Source organism: Candidatus Clostridium helianthi (assembly GCF_045310795.1).
Taxonomy (GTDB): Bacteria; Bacillota; Clostridia; order Clostridiales; family Clostridiaceae; genus Clostridium; species Clostridium helianthi.
Window position 1 is genome coordinate 58,822 of sequence record NZ_JBJIAB010000019.1, and the last position, 18,674, is coordinate 77,495.

Below are 18,674 nucleotides of genomic sequence, written 5' to 3' on the forward strand. Positions count from 1 at the left end.
ATATGCACCTTATTTATAAATACTTGCATGTTACATAAACTTTTACACATAGATAAAATTTATACTTTTCAGTTCTTAATAATTCACTTTTTATATCTACTGCTTTTTATTTTCAAACTTCTAATTTGTTATAGGAGTTGTTATTTCAATATGATTACCTTCACTATCTTTAAATTCAGCAACCCAATTATCTCCAATCTGTTTTATTGGAAATACAATTTCTAATTTTTCTAATTTCTTTTTAAGAACATCAAAACTATTAACTTCTAAGCTTGGTAAGCAATTATTTCCAAAAACATGTTTTTCATTAACTTTTTCATAAGCAAACAAGCCGAGACGAAAACCATTAATATCAAACACACTATAAATCTCATCTCGAACGGTTACAGTTTGCTCAAATAAATTTTCATAAAAATCAATTGCTCTATTCATATCCTTAACACATAGGTATAGAGATTTAATAATACAATTCATTTTATCCCTCCTTTCTACTTGAATAACTAATCCTCTAGAATAGCTATTGCACGAACAGGCGCTCCATCCGAATCTTTAAATTTTATTGGAAGAGCACAGAATGTAAAAATGTCATTTCCCACTTTATCTAAAGATGTCAAATTTTCTATTACAACTATGTCTGTTTCAGCAAAAAGCTTTTTATGAATAGTTAAATTTTCATCTTTAATAGGATCGATTCCTATAACATCTATTCCTACCCCTTTCTTCTTACTTTTTATTAAGTATTCAGCTACTTCTTCTGTAATATATGGATAATTTCCAAAATAAGCATCCGTCCCCCAGTATTTATCCCAACCTGTATAAAACAAAATATACTGTGCTATATCTGCTTTTTCTTTTACAGCTTCAATATACTTCATCGTAATCTTTTGACCTTCTTTTAAATTGCTGCAATCAACTACTATGCCTTTTCCAACAAACTGTTCCGCATTAAATGAATCCAAAGTTGTTCTTTGAGAAAATAAGTGCGACGGAGAATCCATATGCGTTCCTGTGTGAGAAAACATAATTAACAATGTTTCCTTAAAACCATCTTTCTCATAGGTACTTGCAACTTCTAATTTAGGTTTCTCTGTTCCTGGATATACCGGCATATTCTCTGAAATGGTATGTGTTAAATCTATTACTTTCATATTAATCCCCACTTTCTTTACATGATTTAATGTAATATTTTTCATTCTATAAATATTATAATATAAAAAGATCGCATATAATTCTGATATGCGACCTTTGGATATAAAATTATAAACTTGTTTAAAATTTTCTTTAAGTTTAAGATGGTAGAGTAAAATAGTTATCAATATACGCTGTCATTTCATCGCCTAAAGTCAGATAGTAGTATGCAGGTATTAAGTAACTTGAATAAAATAGCCTTTTGGCCTCTTCTTCATTTCCTTGAAGCCCTCGTATTAAATTTTGTTGGTGACGTAGACTTATAATAAAACTTTGAGCTATAAATTATATTTGTTCTGAAAAAAATACATCTGAATTTGAATCACTATAAGTTCTCTTATGTTCTTCTAAATTACGAATAACTTGTTGATATTCATTAATATAATTTCTTATATTTGTATTTACTGCAATTAATTGTTCATTTGTTGAGTTTTGAGTTATATTTATAGTAGCTATATTAGTTCTTATAGTTTTAATATCTTGGAAGTTTTTTATAATATCTTGTTTATTCTTTAATTCTGATATTTTAGGTCCATATTGTATATTCTGCTTAGGTATTGGCTGTGCATATGCTAAATTCGTCATTGCTAATAGTATAACTACTATTATCACTAATAGTCTGTTTATTTTTTTTCTCATTACTAATTCGCTCCTTTTATAGAAATTATACTAACTATATAAAACTAAATAATATTTATATTTAGCTATTATAAGAATTCTATTCTATATAAGAATTAGTAATATTTGAAACTTTACAGATATTATAAATAAACCCAATACCTTTGTGTAATCCTATTTCCTTCATCCACTTCATTTTCCAATATTCCATTATTATTTACTATTGTTTTTGCAGAGCCAATATTATTTTTGTTGCAAGTGATTAATACTTTCTTAATTCCTAATTTTACACATTCCTTTAGTGCTAGTCCTAACATCTCTGTTGCATATCCTTGTCGTCTTTCTGATTTTCTAACACTGTAACCTATATGACCACCAAAGTTTAAAAGATAGTCATTTAATCGGTGTCTAATATCAATCATTCCAATTAGATGTCCATCGCTAACAGAAACAGCCATGTATGTAGTTGCAGGAACTAAGCCATCTCTTACAGTTTCTTCTTTTGAATTATCACAAAATGCGCTATACCATTCTTCAAAAGTTTCAGCAATACCTAATCCAGCTGTACCATCCATGCTGTCATTATTTTCAATAAACTCTCTTTTATAATCCATGAGTTTTTTCTTATCTTCTAAAGTTGGTAAAATTAAATTTAATCTGTTCATTCTCTCCTCCAATTACTCTATTATATTATTTTTAATTACCTATTATATATATTTAGATTAGATTTCTATATTTTAATCTCATCTACATCAATTTTATTTATTAATGAAATCCAAACTATTTTTAGAATTTTAGAGCTAAATTATAAAAAATCACAAATTCACTTACAATCTATTCTCTTTAAAGCAGACAGATAAAAAAATCAAAATCTGTTACTTTAAGTAGAGTATATTATTGTGAATACTGCGATTTTTAATATGTTATTTACTATTATTTTTTACTGTGATAATGAACCCATTTTACTAAATGGATAAAATCTAAAAACAGCTTTACCTTTTATATTACTTTTATCTATATATGGGTTTTTCCATCTTCTTGAATCCAAAGAATCAGGTCTATTATCGCCTAAAAAGAAAAACTTATCTTCTGGAACATCAAAGGTTCTATTATATTTTTCATTGTTTTTTACATAATCTTCTTTAATATCATTTCCATTTATATTAACGATGCCATCATGTATTACAATGTGATCTCCTGGTAGCCCAATAACTCTTTTAATAAGTGTTTCCTTTAATTCATCAGAATAGAATACAATAATGTCTCCCCTTTTAATATTGCCCATATTATATATTTTTGTAACAACCATCTTATCATCGACGTTTATAGTAGGTACCATTGATTCACTAGGAACATATATGTTAAAAAATAAGAAATTCTTTATTAACATAGCTATTATAAGGGCTACTGCTATTGGAATTACCCATTCCTTAAAAAATTTTATACCTTGATTCTTATAATTGTGATTAACTGTACTGTCCATTACTTCTCTCCTTTTGTGTTGATCCTTTTTTTATCTTCTAATTATTATATCACATATCAAGAATATCGTATTATTCACTTATATTTTAAATCTATCTTAAATAATATGGTTTTCTCTAATTAATCGCCATAAATAAAATATAGAATAATTAATAATTGTTAACTCTTAGCACTGTCATCTTTTCTATATACCTACTATTTTACTTCGTCTCTCCATAAGAATAGTATCATGCCATATTCCATCAGCATCACATCCAATTTTTTCTCTTACTCCAACAACTCTAAAACCACATTTTTCATGTAATTTAATACTTGCTTCATTAACAGAAAATATTCCTGATTGCAGTGTCCATATATTTTCTTTTTCGGTTTCCTCTATTACTCTATTCATAAGTTCATATCCAACATTATTCCTCCTACAAGATTCACTAATATAGATGCTGACTTCCGCAACACCTTTATACACACATCTACTACTTGTTGGGCTTAGCGCTATCCAACCAATAATTCTATTATCACTATTAGTAGCAACAAACCTTCCTATATTTAAATGCCCCTTGTCCCAATCTTGGTATCTAGGAATTTCTGCTTGAAATGTAGCCCTTTTAGTTTTTATTCCTTCCATATAAATATTAGCAACACTATTCCAATCTTCTTCCTCCATTGGACGAATACTAAATTCCATATTTATTTCCTTCTTTCTATAAATTTAATTATTAGAACACTGCATACAAATTTCTTTCTGATTAAGTAGTGAAATCTCTTAGAAATAACACTAATTTATCTGTAAATCATCATATCATTTTTTCAACTTTATATAATAGTAAATCTTCAAACAATTAATCCATTTAGTATCGAATCTTATACATTTAAGAATTTTCTTAAAGCTATTATACTTCCTATAAAACCTATAAAAATTCCAGACATTTCAAATGGAAAAAGCATTATATTGGTTATAAATGTAGGTTTTAAAAGGCTAAAATCCGGTGCATACTCCATTGCTTTAGTATAAATAAAACTATATACGAAAAACAGAGATAAATATCCTGCAAAAGCACCTGCAATCCCTATAAATGCTCCTTCAATAATAAATGGCCATCTAATAAACCAATTAGTAGCTCCAATAAGTTTCATTATACTTATTTCACTTCTTCTTGAGAATAGAACTATTTTAATCGCATTTATAATTAAAAGTACTGAAACTAATGGTATTACAATAAAAATTGCAAATTTAAAACATCTTAGAATCAAAATCATTTCTTGCATAGCTTGATTCTCAGTGGAAATACTTTCAAAGCTTCTGCCAATTGATAGCAAAAACAATAAAAATAATCCATTAATAAAGAAAGTTGCAGATATAGTAGTTACTGAAACGATTGTTGTTGTAGAATTTCGTTTCAGACTCTTTACTGCATCTAAAGAAAAGTATTTAAATTTATCAATATTCATCATGCTGTTTCTCCTTTTATTTGCATATGTAATTTTGCAAATCTCTTTAGCTATCTATTTTTACATTTGATACTTTTGAGTTTATATTAAATGTAGCACTATTATTATCTATTTTAACATCATTTCCCACTTCAATACCTCTATTAGCTGGACCAGTTAGATTGATGGAGCTTTCTTTAGGTATTTTAATCTGTACGTCTCCAACCTTATCATTAATATTATACTTATACGCAGAATCCAAGCTCTGTAAGTCCAACTTAATGTTACCAACATTATCTGTCATATTTCCCTGCTTTAGTTCTCCTTTATACGATAAATTTCCTGTCTTGATGTCAGCTTTTAAATCGTTATAATTTCCTTCTAATCCAACATTTCCAACACTGCTTTCTAAATCTAACACAGTAATATTTTCAGGAATACTAATTGTAGATTCAACATTTCTTGAATTTACAAGAAATCCATCGTCCTTTTCAGGCCCTATAGTAACAGTATCACCTGAAAATGTGCATTTAATATTATCTAGTGCTTCTTGCAACTTTTCTTCATCTTTTCCTCCAACAGATTTTCTCATACTAATCTTTATTTCATTAGTGTCACTCTTTGTAATTTCTAAATTACTGCATTTATTGCTAATCACCAATTTATTATCATTAGCCTCATAGCTATAGTTGCTTTCATCTTCCTTAGTATATGGTGATGCTTCCTCAAAAAAATTAGTGTTATGTTCCTTATAGCATGATGTTAATGTAAACATTGTACTAATACATATCATTACCGAAATTATCTTCTTCATATCTTATTACTCCTTCTATTGGATATAAATTTATTACATAGCTATTTATAGAGACCAAATAGAACAATTTCTAAAAATTTAAGTGACAATTTTTCAAATTGTAATCTGTTGCTTTTTTATCTAGATTTCCATAAATAACAGCTTCACCTTATCTAGTATCAATTCATTCTCGTTCTTAATTATAACATATATTGTAATTTTATCATTATTCTGTATAAACATTGTGTTAATATCAAATAAATAGAAAGGTAGATTAAGTATTTTCAACTTAATCTACCTTAACGGGTGTTTTCTGGCTTTATTTTAAGTTTTCGACTTAAATTATAATATTCTATTATTACCTTTTAATCTATTTATTATTTCGTTACCTACAAAATGAACAATACAACTTTAATTAATAAGCTTTTTAAGTTAAAGACAATTTATGCATACAAATTCTCGTCATTAAAATTTCAGTAGTCATCTTTACTTTTCTATATATTTCATAGGAATTAGTTTATAATTGTTAATGAGTTAAAATATTTTGTCTAGATAATAGGGGGAATTCAAAATGGCTGGTTGTAACGAAAAGAATTGTACATGCTCTAATATTAATTGCGAAAGACATGGTAAGTGCTGCGAATGTGTAAATTTTCATCGAGGTAATGGAAACATTGTAGCTTGCTTAAGAGATTTCAAGGTTGAAAGCAAATAATTAAAAGCCTTATCCAAAACCATCATAATCTAAAGCCATACTTAGGCTTTAGATTTTCATCTTAATTTTCCATTTAACTTTAATATTCATATTAATTGAAGTAGGCCTTCTATTCTAACTCCCAACCATTTTTAATACATTCTTGGAGCCCTTTTAATATTTCTATTGCTCTATGGACCAAATTTAATTTAGCAAATTGTTCAGCCATTGGTATATCTTCCAAGTTATTTTCTTTTTGATATTGTTCCTTTTCCCACATTATGTTACGTCCATACGTCCTTGTATGAACATTATTTATAACCTGCCATATTTGTCCTTCATCCCTGTTGTTATTCTTGCAAAATTCCTGTACTTTTTCTTCTAATAGCTCTCCACTACACATCATAATTGTATTATCTCCTTTGATTTAACATAGTCTATTAATTTTAATTCTTTCCAAAATGTCCATCTTTGAAACAGTCTATGTTAAATCATCTATAATCCCCTGCAATCTGAAATTATTGTAAAATATAATTAGAATATCTATCTCATTCTTTCACATAATAATAGTGCAATCTGATAGCTGCCACTAACTACACCCCGACCATTTCCTCAAAATGGTAGTTGTCACTTGTTTCATTAGAATAGGAGCTTAACTATGCGTTACCAGCTCCTATTCCTTATTATTTTTTCTATAAAAAATATAATAATTCACCTCCAAATAATTTTATACCTACTATATTACTGTATTATTTACACCATAAAACATTCATATCTGAATACCTATAGTTATAAATATATATCAGAAAATTCTATATTGGTAGTTTGAACAAGTCTATTATCAGTCATTAAATCAATCATTGGTTTTTCGTTTTTCTCTTCTATTACTTTCTCATTAGGAAGTAATATTTTAAAAGTTGTACCTTTGCCTAAATTACTTTTTACACTTACACTTCCACCCAATGCTTCAACAAACCTCTTTACCAATGACAATCCTATACCTGTTCCTTCTGCCTGCCTTGATAAAGAACTCTCTACCTGCCCAAATCTTTCAAATATTACATCTATCTTATTTCTTGGTATACCTATTCCATTATCTTTTACTTCAATACATATATTAGTTTTCGCAGAATGTAAATTTACAACAATAGATTTTCCTGCTGGTGTAAACTTTATTGCATTGGAAAGAAGATTTAAAATAATTCGTTCATATTTTTCATCATCAGTCCCTATTATCTTTTTCGTAAGTTTTGATACAAAAGTTAACCTTACACCCTTTTTTGATGCAAATTCATATACAGATTCAGTTATAGCTTTTGTTAAAAAAACTATATCTATATTCTTTTTATTTATCGTGATCCGACCTGCATTAACACGAGTAATATCAAGAATATTATTAACCAATCTTAATTGCCTATTAGTATTTTGCTTAATAGTTCCCATATATGTTTTTATCTTCTCAGTCATTTGATTTGAGTAAACTAAGTTTAAAGTTTGTATAGCTGTATTAATTACATTAAGTGGTGTTCTGAATTCATGAGAAATAAATGATAAAAACTCATCTTTCATCTCCATTGCCTGCTCAAGTCCTTCGTTTTTTTCACGCTCTACAGCTAGCAACTTTTCTTGTACTTCTTGTAAATCTTGTTGGTTTTTCATCATCTCTGTTACATCAAGAAAACTTACCACTCCATATAATAAGTTAAAACTATTATCATAAATCGGCGTTCCACTAATGATATTGTAATATTCCATATCATCTTTTTTAAACTTCACAATATTATTTCTTACTATTTCTCCAGATTTCACACGATATATTGGAGTTTCCTCTATTGACATTTTGTTTCCTTCTAAATCATAAAGTTCTGTAACTTTATAACCTTCACCTAACTCTTTAAACTCTCCAGAAAAACGTTCCCTAGCCACTTTATTTTTAATTATATACTTACCATCTTTGTCAAATACATAAATTGACTCTTGCATATTATCAAGTACGGTTTCTAACAATTTTTTTTGCCTTCTCAACTCTTTATCCATTTCAATTAAATCTGTTATATCTCTGTTATAGCAAATTCCCCACAAAAAATTCCCCTCTGAATCATAAATTGGTGTTGCATAGCAAAGAACATAATATTCCTTATCATCTAACTTAGCTATAACAATTTCATTTTCTACAGTTTCCCCATTTAATACACGATATCCAACGTGCTTCTCACCAGCAAGCTTATCCCCATTACTGTCATAAAGTTTCGCTACAGCATATATATCATCTATATTATTGAATTTAGTTGCAACTTTTTTTATGAATTGGTTTTTATAAAATAGATAATCGCCTTCACCATCGATTACAGATAAATTATCAGGAGAATTATCAACAATAGCTTGAAGCAATTTTCTGTGTTTCTTTAACTCTACTTCCATTTCTTTTCGTTCAGTAATATCACGATTAGTTTCAAGGACAATTTGTTTACCATTCTCATCTACTATTAACTGCAATCTAGTTTCAACAAAAAGCTTGCTGCCATCTTTTTTTGTTTGCTCTATTTCAGCATGCCAAATTCCATCACTTAAAAGTGTTGATTTTATACTGCTAAAGCTAATAGGAAATGTAGTTTTTAGCAGTTCATAACTAATACTTCCTATAGCTTCTTCGCTGCTATAACCATACTTTTCCTCTGCTCCCCTGTTCCAATATATAATAGACCCATTAATCTCCCAAGCTAAGATAGCATCGTGGGAAAGATTTAATAGGTTTGCCTGCATCATCAGCTGTTCATTTTGTTTTTTAATAACCTTTGTTTGCTCTTCCATTCTTTTTCTGTCTAAAACTTTTTCTGTTATATCTGTTGTAATTTCAATGCAATATTTTAAAGTTCCATCCTCAAAAACCGGAGCAAGACTAGCCTCCCAATATGTCACTCCTCTTTCAAATTCAAACATATATTCATCACTGTAAAACGGTTTCTTTGTTGAAAGTATGTCTTTCCATACTTCCTCTGATGAACTTCCAGTCCATCCTTTTATTATTTCATTTAATCTTTTACCTATTGAATTTTCTATACTATTAAATGGTTTATCGAGAAAGTTTAGATAAGTTTGATTTGCTTTCAATAAAGTTAGATCTGGCGTGCTAAAAATAGCAATTCCAAATTTGTTATGAGAGCATAGAGCTTCTACTGCTGAGAATTTAACATTAAGACGTGAATTTGGTTTTTCTGAGAAAATATACACCTTTCCATATGCACCTTCTGCCACATCTATATTTATAAACCTAGCATCTAATGATTTAGTAAATAGAAAGTAATCTTTCTCATCATCAATATCTTCTAAATCGGCATTAGGCCCGATTTTCAATATATTGAATAATTCTTTAATATTTTTATTTAATAGTTCTTCCTCTGAATATTCAGTCATTTCAATAAATAACTTACTGATTTCAGTAGCGATCCCATTGTCTACCATTATATATGATTGTTCCCCAATGAAATCGAAGGAGTTATATAATTCCATAATAAAGCCCTCCAATTTTCAGCTTTTTTCATTTGTGCTTTTGCACCTATTCATTATCTTACCATGATATTCCATGTAATACTACCGGTCTCCTATGTTAATAGGCATATTATCGAGCAATTCTGCACATTTATTCAATAAAAAATACCGCAAATCCAAATTAATGAATCATGCGGTATTAAAGTAACTATTCATACAAAATATTTTTATAAAAATATTTTCTTAACTATAAAATCTTATTCTTCAATAAACTTCATTAGCTCTTCATTAAATTCTTCACGTTGATCATAGAACGCTGCATGTCCACTGTATTTGAATGGAATAAGCTTAGAATTCTTAATCATCTTTTCTTGTATCTGTCCTAATTCGAATGGAACAATTTTGTCATGGATTCCATGAATAATTAGAGTTGGAACATCTATCTCTTCTAAATCAGAAAAGAAAACTTCATTTATCCAGGCCTTTGCAATTGCTGCTGTTGACCATCCCGCTGCCTGTAATCCTAATTGAAAGAACCACTGTGAAAAAGCTTCTGTTATATGTTGATAAAAAAACATATCCCCAAATCCTTGAAGCATTTTAGATCTATCGGTATACGTTCCTTCAATTAGCTGCAGAACTGTTTCTTTATCTAAACCATAAGGAAAATCGGGACGTTTAATAAGACTTGGAGCTACTGCCCCAAAAAGAGCAAGTTTTGATACTCCATAACCTTTATAACGAGCCATATATCTAACAGCAATTCCGCCTCCATTTGAATGTCCTGCTAATGTTATATCCTTCAACTTTAATGTATCAATTACGCATTTAACATCGTCTGACAAGGTATCAAAATTGTAGCCCTTATATGGTTTATCTGACTCTCCGAATCCTCTTGTATCTATACCAATGCATCTATATCCCATCTTTGGCAAAACATCAAATTGATATTCAAACAGTTTATGACTTCCTGGCCAACCGTGTATAAATAAAATTGTTTTATCGGCACCCTCATTAAGGTCTTCTACATAGATCTTTACATCTGGTTCTACTTTGACATAGTAACCCATTATAATAACCTCCAAAAAACTATCTATAATCTATATCATATCGATTAGAATAGGAATTTGTGAATAATCAATTTTGATTTTCTATTTTTACACCATTCCAATAATCAACACCATTAAGACCTCCATATTGATTACGTCCACATCCCCATGTGCCATTAAATCCTATCTTTCCATTCTTTTTATAGAAATAAAATTTAAACGCGCCAAATACACAAGCGCTTTCAGGGTACGCATAAGGATAAGATACTGTTGACCATATCCCTGTTAGAGTTAATATACTTGCATTATAATATCCATAAATATACGGATATCGACCAACAACTCCATTTGGAGCTAGCTCAGTTAAATTTACAATTCCATCTATTGCTCCATTATCTATAGATGTTTTAAATGAATACCTACCTAATATTTCTGTAAATTCTATTTTGTCAGCTGAAGCTTCGTAAGAAGATTGCATTCTACTCTTCCTTTAGTATTATTTATTCTAGTTAATAATATATGAACTTATATTTAAATATGTTTATACATTTATTTCCTACAACATTATAATATCTAAAATTTATTAATACCATTTATTTCCGATACGTTTCAAATCCCAAACTTATTCACACATATCTCTTTGGCTATAATCCCAAACTAACAAATTCTCTAGCTTTATCTAATAAATTAGATTGAACTACCTTTAATCTAATTATAAAATCCACCAACTCTTGATTAATTCCTTTGAATAATTTCACTTAATATTCACATAATAATTAATACATTATTTAAATAATATAAATCTATGAAAGGTTGATAGTTTCAATGAAACGATATGTTATATTAATTTTTATATTTTTATTAATCTCATCTGCTACCATATCGCAACTTGCCTATGGCCAAGTTGGCAAAACGCTTAGTCAAGGAATATACAGCGCAAGAGATGCAAATTTAAAAATAGGCTCACCTATAAATGCTAAAATTGACTCACCAAATAGTAGAGTTATTATAATAGTCATCGATAGCGATCAGCAGTTGCAGGAATTAATACGTCTTGGTCCCCAATCGCCTCAACATACTATAAAACCTCTTGACTATGGTTCATCTATAATAATTTTTGGCACTAGTCCAGTAACATTTACTTAAAAATGCTTATTTATTATATTTTTATTGTGCTGATAATCATAGACAACGATTTTTAATTAACTATTAACTTCTTTATTTACTTTTTATATATTTATGTTAAATTCTATCTATTATTATATTTTAAATTTAAAAATGTTATGAGAACATCACGCTGTACTCAAATAAACAGTGTGATATTTTTATAACATTTTTAGTTACAATTCCTTTTAGAATTCATTTACAATAGTATAATTCAATTACATTTTTCACTACTCTCATTAAAATATCTTACAATCTTAAATAGCAAAACCATTAAATGATTGTATTCACAATTTCCAATCGGAACTATTGTATGATCTTGAGGGCTTGAAATCAGCTTATAATTCTAACGAATAAATTTTATAATCAGAGATAATCTATTATTATGATTTCCTAATCTAAGTAATTACATGGAGGATTACAATGAATATATTAAAAAAGCTCCTTTTATTAATTCTCGCTATTTTTTTATTAAATATTATTGAAATTAGCACATATGCTAGCCCAAATACTACTAATAATAATCCAGTCAAAATAGCAGTATTTCTACTGGATACTGATGAACTATTTCTTTCCCATTTTTCAGAAAGTCTGCAACGCATCGAAAAAGAAAATGAAAATAAAGTTCAATTTACTGTATTTGATTCAGAAAGAAATCAAGGAACTGAAAATGATAACATTACTAAGGCACTTGATCAAGATTTTAATCTTTTTGTAATAGAACCAGTTACTTTCAAACTAGAAGAATTAAAAAACACTTTTGACATGATACGTCAAAAGAATATTCCATTTATACTATTAACATCACCAAGCAGACAAGTATCAAATTTTGCTAAAGAATACCCTAGAACTATCATCATAGGCGGAGATGATGAGCAATCTGGCATTATGCAAGGCAAACTTCTCATTAATGAGTGGAATACAAATAAAACATATCTAGACCATAATAAAGACAACATAGTGCAGTACGTAATTCTAAAAGGATCTGTAAGTGATCCTGCTGCTGATGCTAGAAGTAAATACCCAATCCAAACACTTAATGAAGCAGGAATTAAAACTCAAGCAATTTCATCTAATTCTTGTAATTGGGATAAGGAATGTGCGAGAGATACTATAGAATCAATTATATTAACACAGAATGGTAAAACTGAAATGATAATTGCAAATAGTGATGACATGGCCGTAGGTGCTGTTGAAGCCCTCCAAAAGTATGGATATAACAAGGGAAATAAATCCAAATATATTCCCGTTGTTGGAGTTGGCGGCTTACCAGAGGCTACTGAATTGATTAAACAGGGTTCTATGACTGGGACTGTTATACAAGATCCTTTAGATTATGCAAACGCAGTTTATTCCATAGGAATGAATATTATTTCAGGGCAAAATCCGCTTAATGGAACAAATTATAAATTCGATGATACAGGTAATACAGTTAGGATTCCTTACAAGGAATATTCTAAACAATCATAGTTTTTTAATTATAAATAACTTTTCTTCATTAGCTATCTTAATTATATGAAAATTATTATTCTATTTAATGATTATATATAACTATTTTTGTCTATAATTATATTAGACATGAATTACTATTCTCCTAACATTATATACAAGATAAGGCAGCATTTTAAATTGCTGCCTTATTTATATTTATATTTATATTTATATAACTAATCTTTAAAAAAACATTTTTAGTAACATTTTAACTAATCGATAATATATTAATCATTGTAAATGACATTTTCTTCACTTCTCACTGAAATTTATGTTATAAATTAATGACATATTCTTTAGTTCTTTAATACAAAACCAAAGACAGCAGCTAAATTTTTGATATCATTTTTACGGTAGATACCTAATGTAAAAATATGAATAATTTTATCTACTAAAATGTACTTCTAAATTTATGGCTGCTGCCAATTTATTTTGCTCATTTTTTTAATTTTCATTATGATTATATTTTTTGTTTAACTCAATATTTATTATACTACTATTTATTCTTTACTCTAATATTTAAGCTTTAACAACATTAACTAATCTCATTGATTTTTATAAGTATCATTCCATTCACTTGTTGTAACATAAGAGGAATCAATTGATTTTAGATATTTATCAATTTTATCTGTGTCTAATTCACCTTTTATTACGTTATAATAGTTATTATTAATAATTATAGGATTTACAAATGTTATATCCATCACATCTTTATCATTTATGTAAAAATGTGCAGAATGTATATATCCATCTGAAGCTTCAACATTTGTTGCTTTTTTAATGGTATACCCATCTAAATACCCCATAAACTCTTTAACTTTCTCTTTATCATCTATTGTTATTGATTTACCTCCTCTTCCATCAGAAAATACTATTTTGGTAACATCAGCAAACTTTATACCAGTTACACCACTTATCTTTTGAGATTCAGAGTCAGCATTTGTTGAAGTATTGATTGCACTATTATTATTTGTGGATGCTGTAGCATTTGTATTTCCAGTAGTACTATCAGAATTTTGAATCCACGCTCCATTTGAATCTACTGAATAGCCTTCAATTGTAGTACTTTTAGCCATAGCACCACTACTATATAAATAGTACCATTTTCCTTGATATTGTACCCAACCTGTTTTCATATAACCATTTCCATCAAAATAATACCATTCTCCATTAATGCTTCTCCAACCTGTAGCATATTCATCTCCTTCTGAATACCACCATCCAACATTATCTTGTTTCCAAGCTGCAAATGCTTTAATTGGAGCTACTGCTAAAACGCTTGTAGATATTAAACCAATTGCAACTAATCTTTTTAGATATTGTTCTTTCATTTTATCAACCTCTATTTCTTATACTTACTAATTATCAGCAACTAATTCCAGTATAATAAATCTTAGTACTAGTATATTATTAATTTTAATTGCTTCAAAGTGTTTTAATTATAGCTGAAAAAAATTAATTTAATCTTAATCCTAAATTACAATTATCATAAATTAAATTTTTATTAGCCTAAAAAAGTACTACAACCTCACTTCAAAATATGGTACTTAAAACTTTTATTTTATCTTCCTTAAAGTTTAAAGTTAATATTTTTTATTAACGCATGTATATACTAATAAAACCTTATGAACTATTTCTTTCCAAATCTCATTGTATACTCAACTGCTTTTGTATCTTCATTTATGTGTTCATCTATAACTTTGAAATTATTCTTCTTATAAAAATTTACTGCAGTTATGTTCTTTGTAAATACATGCAATGTAAGATGAGCATATTTAGATTTACAATAATCTATAAGCTTCTTACCAACGCCTTCTCTTTGATATTCTTTTTTAACAAAAAGCCCAGCTATATAATTTTGTTCTACAATTCCTATAAATCCTTTTATAACATTATTTTCTTCAAATATATAAATATCTGCTGCCGGAAGCATTTGCTTAACTAATTCAAAATTATCCTTCCAATATTCTTTAGGTATAAAATCATGAGCCTCTATATTCGTATCAAGCCAGATTTCCATTACCTTATCCAAATTATCTAATTTAAAATCTTTAATCATTTTCTTCTCCTTATTTCCTACCAAAATAAAACCATTTTCATTATACTTTGTGAATGCCTTACTTAATGGACAGTTCCTCTGTCTATAAATTATTAATTAAGTCTTATCAATAAGCTTCATGTTTATTGTAAATTTAAGCTTTTTTCTTTTTCTTACGTATTCTTATGCTAACTTGCTCATTATTCATCCCTGTCTTTTCTATTAATTTAGTGCCAAATGTGGCAACCTCTTGAATATCTATTACAGTTATACAACCTGTTTTTAACTCTTTTAATTCAAAACTTCCTCTCATTCCCTGTTGCTTTGCATTCCTTATAAGTTCTCTTAATTTTAATATATTCTCTTCTGTTGGTTCTTCATCAGTTAAAGGAGTAAAATACCCTATATATCCACTTTTGAATACTATTTTTATTTCTAACATCATCCTAAACCTCTTAAAATCAAAATTACTATCTTTAATATATATTCATTAACGAGGTCTATACATGTTATTATTTCAATATTTTTATAATGAGGATACTTAAATACTTGATAAAATCACTAGCTTGCATCATTAATCTGCAACAACCAAACATGTAATTTTCTTCATTAAATATTACTATACAAAAAGCTCGCACACCTCTTAGCATTTCATATCTTAAAGGATTATTAAAACTACTTAATATCATTTTACATTTGCCATAATGAATTAATTATATCATATTATTTGATTACTTCCACAAAATTACAGACAAATAGATTAACTTTCATTATATAATTTTAATATTTAATATAAAAACACCGCAAAATCATTAGATATTGCAGTGTCAATTTATATGTAATTTCTAAACAGCTAATTCTTAAATATGGGTTTCCCCCATTTCCTATGCACCTTAAAGAATTATCTGGTTTAGCATCATATTTAGTATATAATCTTATAAACTATGAATTTTTTAATCTGAAGTCCTATCTAAATCACTTTAAGCAACATATTCATGATATGGCAAACGAATAGCAACTTTTGTATCATCAAACTTATATTTAGTACCATAAAGCGGATCTATACCTTCAAATACATTCATACCTATTGCATAACTCACTTCTGCCATTTCATATGGATCTTGCATAACAGATCCTGCCATAAAACCTTTCTTAATTAATTCTTGTGCCTCCGCTGTAGCATCAATTCCAACAACAACTATTGTCTTATTTTTATCTCCTAAGTTATATCCATTACTTTGCAATGCCTCAATAGCACCTATAGCCATCTCATCATTATTTGCAATTATTGCCTCAATATTCTTACCATATTGCAGAAGTAGCGAGCTAGTATTTGTTTTAGCCAAATCTCTTTGCCAATCGGCAGCTTTTAATGCAAGCTGCTCAGTTTTTATTCCGGCCTTATTTATTGTTCCAATAGAAAATTCAGTTCTTTCCCGTGCCTCTATACTTCCATGTTCACCCTCTAACATAATATATTGCAAGACTCCATTATTATTTTTATCTATAAGATCTCTATTCTTATTCCATATATCAACAATAATTTTTCCTTGCATCTCTCCAGCTTCATTAGCATTTGTTCCTACATAATAAGCTTTACCATAAGATTTAAGCACATCATCCGCTAATGGTTCTCTATTAAAAAAAATTATAGGTATATTTTTAGACTTAAATCTATCAATAACATCCCGTGTAGCCTTTGTATCAACTAAATTTACCATTAGAATATCCGCGCTATCACTAACCAAATTACTTAGTACTTCATCCTGTGTGGATTGATTACCTTTTCCATCATAAAATCTAAATATTACTTTACCTTCATTCTTCTTTTGAATTTCTTCTAAGTTTTGTCTGACTAAAGAGACATATTTATCCTTGAAATTATATATTACTACATCTATCATTACAGCTCTCTGCCTTAATCCGCTTGTTCCTGCAATAACTCTAGCATCACATACTGATACCTCCATTGCAGTAACGATAAATATAATCTCTAGGATTGCTAATATTCTCTTTGATATATTCATTTTAAATCCTCTCTTTCACTTTTGTTTAACATTATTGTTGTCATCAGTGAAAGAAAATATTTATTTTGGCTTTTATTAATATTAGATTTTATACAAATCTCTATAAAATAAACCAGTTAGCTTATATTAACATTGTATAATAAACTGATTTTCATATTATTCTATTATATTATTAGACAATCTTCTTTTCAAAGCAAATTGCTTTAGAATTTCCATTGTACTTTCCATAATTCTGTATCTGATGGTACCCTCTTTTCTTATAGAAATTTACTGCTTGCTCATTTATTAATCTAGTTTCAAGCCAAATAACAGTGTATCCCATTTTCTTTGCCTGAAGCTCTAAATATGATAGTATTTCATTTCCAACGCCCATTGCCTTAGTCTTTGCAAACATCCGCTTAACTTTGGCTATATCTTTATTAATATACCGTATTCCTCCGCATCCTACGGCCTCTCCATTATCATCATATGCAACCACAAACAAGGACCGCGGGACACATACATCCTCTGGATTAAAGGAATTCCTTCCGCTATCTCCAGTTATATGCTCCAGTTCTTTAGACAATTCATCCATTAAACGTATAGAATCAGCATAACTTGGATTCTTTTCAATAATCTTCATTGTTAATATCTCCATTTCTCCAAATTTAAACTTTGATTTTCTATTTTATTTAAATATATGATAAAATCATTGTGAAAGGTGGTTAAAGAATGACTGAATTTATAATGTCGAACTTAAATATTTTTATTCCCTTATTACTTATATTTTTAACGATTGATACTTTTCTATTAGCTTATAAAGCTTTTTTAATAATTAATACTAACTTAAAACTGTCATGCAACAATTCAAAAAGTTACTATAATAAAAACAATAAAATGGCAATTATAAATCTAACTATAGAAAATAACTCATCTAATCCAATAGATGTTATAAAAGTAAAATTAACGTCTGGCTTTAAATCACATTTGGCAACTTTTCCAACAACACAAACTGCTAAAAATAACCTTAAATCTCTCGATTCAAACGTATTATTAGAAAATATTCTAAATAATACAAATATACCTGAACATACTTCCGTAACTGGTTATGCTATTTTTGAAAATGTTGGAGCAATAAGTGACTCAAAAAACTATAATATAATAATTAAAACTTCCAATAAAGTTTTAAGAAAGAAAATAAAACTATAATGCTTTATTTATATGACCTTATTAA

General features: G+C 28.3%; 21 protein-coding genes. 4 read left to right on the plus strand and 17 right to left on the minus strand.

Annotated features, from left to right (window positions below; all coding sequences use genetic code 11):
- Positions 1–120: 120 nt before the first annotated feature.
- The 8 genes from ACJDTP_RS15205 to ACJDTP_RS15240 form a co-directional block, all read right to left on the minus strand.
- Positions 121–474, minus strand: a complete 354-nt coding sequence (locus ACJDTP_RS15205) for a VOC family protein (RefSeq protein WP_077844356.1) — start codon at positions 472–474, stop codon at positions 121–123.
- A gap of 26 nt (positions 475–500) precedes the next feature.
- The gene (locus ACJDTP_RS15210; protein WP_406761715.1) at positions 501–1,148 is read right to left on the minus strand and encodes a cyclase family protein; all 648 of its coding nucleotides are present in this window, start codon (positions 1,146–1,148) and stop codon (positions 501–503) included.
- Positions 1,149–1,473: 325 nt separating this feature from the next.
- Complete coding sequence (locus tag ACJDTP_RS15215) at positions 1,474–1,827, minus strand: hypothetical protein (protein WP_406761716.1); 354 nt, start codon at positions 1,825–1,827, stop codon at positions 1,474–1,476.
- A gap of 122 nt (positions 1,828–1,949) precedes the next feature.
- Positions 1,950–2,471, minus strand: coding sequence for a GNAT family N-acetyltransferase (locus tag ACJDTP_RS15220; protein ID WP_078117141.1), 522 nt, complete (start codon positions 2,469–2,471; stop codon positions 1,950–1,952).
- A 275-nt stretch (positions 2,472–2,746) separates the two neighbouring features.
- The gene (gene lepB, locus ACJDTP_RS15225) at positions 2,747–3,289 is read right to left on the minus strand and encodes a signal peptidase I (RefSeq protein WP_406761717.1); all 543 of its coding nucleotides are present in this window, start codon (positions 3,287–3,289) and stop codon (positions 2,747–2,749) included.
- A 183-nt stretch (positions 3,290–3,472) separates the two neighbouring features.
- Positions 3,473–3,973 (minus strand): GNAT family N-acetyltransferase, encoded by a 501-nt coding sequence (locus tag ACJDTP_RS15230; RefSeq protein ID WP_406761718.1) that lies wholly within the window; start codon positions 3,971–3,973, stop codon positions 3,473–3,475.
- Positions 3,974–4,149: 176 nt separating this feature from the next.
- A complete protein-coding gene (locus tag ACJDTP_RS15235; protein ID WP_241394309.1) occupies positions 4,150–4,740 on the minus strand; it encodes an FtsX-like permease family protein in 591 nt (196 codons plus the stop codon).
- Positions 4,741–4,783: 43 nt separating this feature from the next.
- A complete protein-coding gene (locus tag ACJDTP_RS15240; protein WP_077844349.1) occupies positions 4,784–5,530 on the minus strand; it encodes a hypothetical protein in 747 nt (248 codons plus the stop codon).
- 550 nt (positions 5,531–6,080) lie between these two features.
- On the opposite strand from ACJDTP_RS15240, the gene ACJDTP_RS15245 reads away from it, so the two are divergent.
- Entirely contained in the window at positions 6,081–6,224 is a 144-nt protein-coding gene (locus ACJDTP_RS15245; protein ID WP_017211888.1) for a hypothetical protein, read from the plus strand.
- A gap of 109 nt (positions 6,225–6,333) precedes the next feature.
- Here the strand turns inward: ACJDTP_RS15245 and ACJDTP_RS15250 are convergent, their stop codons facing one another.
- The 4 genes from ACJDTP_RS15250 to ACJDTP_RS15265 form a co-directional block, all read right to left on the minus strand.
- Positions 6,334–6,609 (minus strand): hypothetical protein, encoded by a 276-nt coding sequence (locus ACJDTP_RS15250; RefSeq protein WP_077844348.1) that lies wholly within the window; start codon positions 6,607–6,609, stop codon positions 6,334–6,336.
- A gap of 383 nt (positions 6,610–6,992) precedes the next feature.
- Positions 6,993–9,713: a PAS domain-containing sensor histidine kinase gene (locus tag ACJDTP_RS15255; protein ID WP_406761719.1), complete on the minus strand. Its 2,721-nt coding sequence runs from the start codon at positions 9,711–9,713 to the stop codon at positions 6,993–6,995.
- A gap of 236 nt (positions 9,714–9,949) precedes the next feature.
- The gene (locus ACJDTP_RS15260) at positions 9,950–10,762 is read right to left on the minus strand and encodes an alpha/beta fold hydrolase (RefSeq protein ID WP_406761720.1); all 813 of its coding nucleotides are present in this window, start codon (positions 10,760–10,762) and stop codon (positions 9,950–9,952) included.
- A gap of 67 nt (positions 10,763–10,829) precedes the next feature.
- Positions 10,830–11,219 (minus strand): hypothetical protein, encoded by a 390-nt coding sequence (locus ACJDTP_RS15265; RefSeq protein WP_171772347.1) that lies wholly within the window; start codon positions 11,217–11,219, stop codon positions 10,830–10,832.
- 347 nt (positions 11,220–11,566) lie between these two features.
- Between ACJDTP_RS15265 and ACJDTP_RS15270 the strand changes: the two genes are divergently transcribed.
- A complete protein-coding gene (locus ACJDTP_RS15270; RefSeq protein WP_171772348.1) occupies positions 11,567–11,887 on the plus strand; it encodes a hypothetical protein in 321 nt (106 codons plus the stop codon).
- 441 nt (positions 11,888–12,328) lie between these two features.
- Positions 12,329–13,375, plus strand: a complete 1,047-nt coding sequence (locus ACJDTP_RS15275; RefSeq protein ID WP_173708699.1) for a galactose ABC transporter substrate-binding protein — start codon at positions 12,329–12,331, stop codon at positions 13,373–13,375.
- Between the two features lie 566 nt (positions 13,376–13,941).
- On the opposite strand, the gene ACJDTP_RS15280 is transcribed toward ACJDTP_RS15275, so the two are convergent.
- The 5 genes from ACJDTP_RS15280 to ACJDTP_RS15300 all read right to left on the minus strand — a co-directional run bounded on the left by ACJDTP_RS15280 (position 13,942) and on the right by ACJDTP_RS15300 (position 18,083).
- Positions 13,942–14,727, minus strand: coding sequence for a cell wall-binding protein (locus tag ACJDTP_RS15280; RefSeq protein WP_406761721.1), 786 nt, complete (start codon positions 14,725–14,727; stop codon positions 13,942–13,944).
- Between the two features lie 299 nt (positions 14,728–15,026).
- Positions 15,027–15,455, minus strand: a complete 429-nt coding sequence (locus ACJDTP_RS15285) for an N-acetyltransferase (protein ID WP_406761722.1) — start codon at positions 15,453–15,455, stop codon at positions 15,027–15,029.
- Between the two features lie 133 nt (positions 15,456–15,588).
- The gene (locus ACJDTP_RS15290) at positions 15,589–15,876 is read right to left on the minus strand and encodes a hypothetical protein (protein ID WP_406761723.1); all 288 of its coding nucleotides are present in this window, start codon (positions 15,874–15,876) and stop codon (positions 15,589–15,591) included.
- A 538-nt stretch (positions 15,877–16,414) separates the two neighbouring features.
- Positions 16,415–17,461, minus strand: coding sequence for a galactose ABC transporter substrate-binding protein (locus ACJDTP_RS15295; RefSeq protein ID WP_406761724.1), 1,047 nt, complete (start codon positions 17,459–17,461; stop codon positions 16,415–16,417).
- Between the two features lie 172 nt (positions 17,462–17,633).
- Positions 17,634–18,083: a GNAT family N-acetyltransferase gene (locus ACJDTP_RS15300; RefSeq protein ID WP_406761725.1), complete on the minus strand. Its 450-nt coding sequence runs from the start codon at positions 18,081–18,083 to the stop codon at positions 17,634–17,636.
- 89 nt (positions 18,084–18,172) lie between these two features.
- On the opposite strand from ACJDTP_RS15300, the gene ACJDTP_RS15305 reads away from it, so the two are divergent.
- The gene (locus ACJDTP_RS15305; RefSeq protein WP_173708702.1) at positions 18,173–18,649 is read left to right on the plus strand and encodes a hypothetical protein; all 477 of its coding nucleotides are present in this window, start codon (positions 18,173–18,175) and stop codon (positions 18,647–18,649) included.
- The last annotated feature ends 25 nt before the right edge of the window (positions 18,650–18,674 follow it).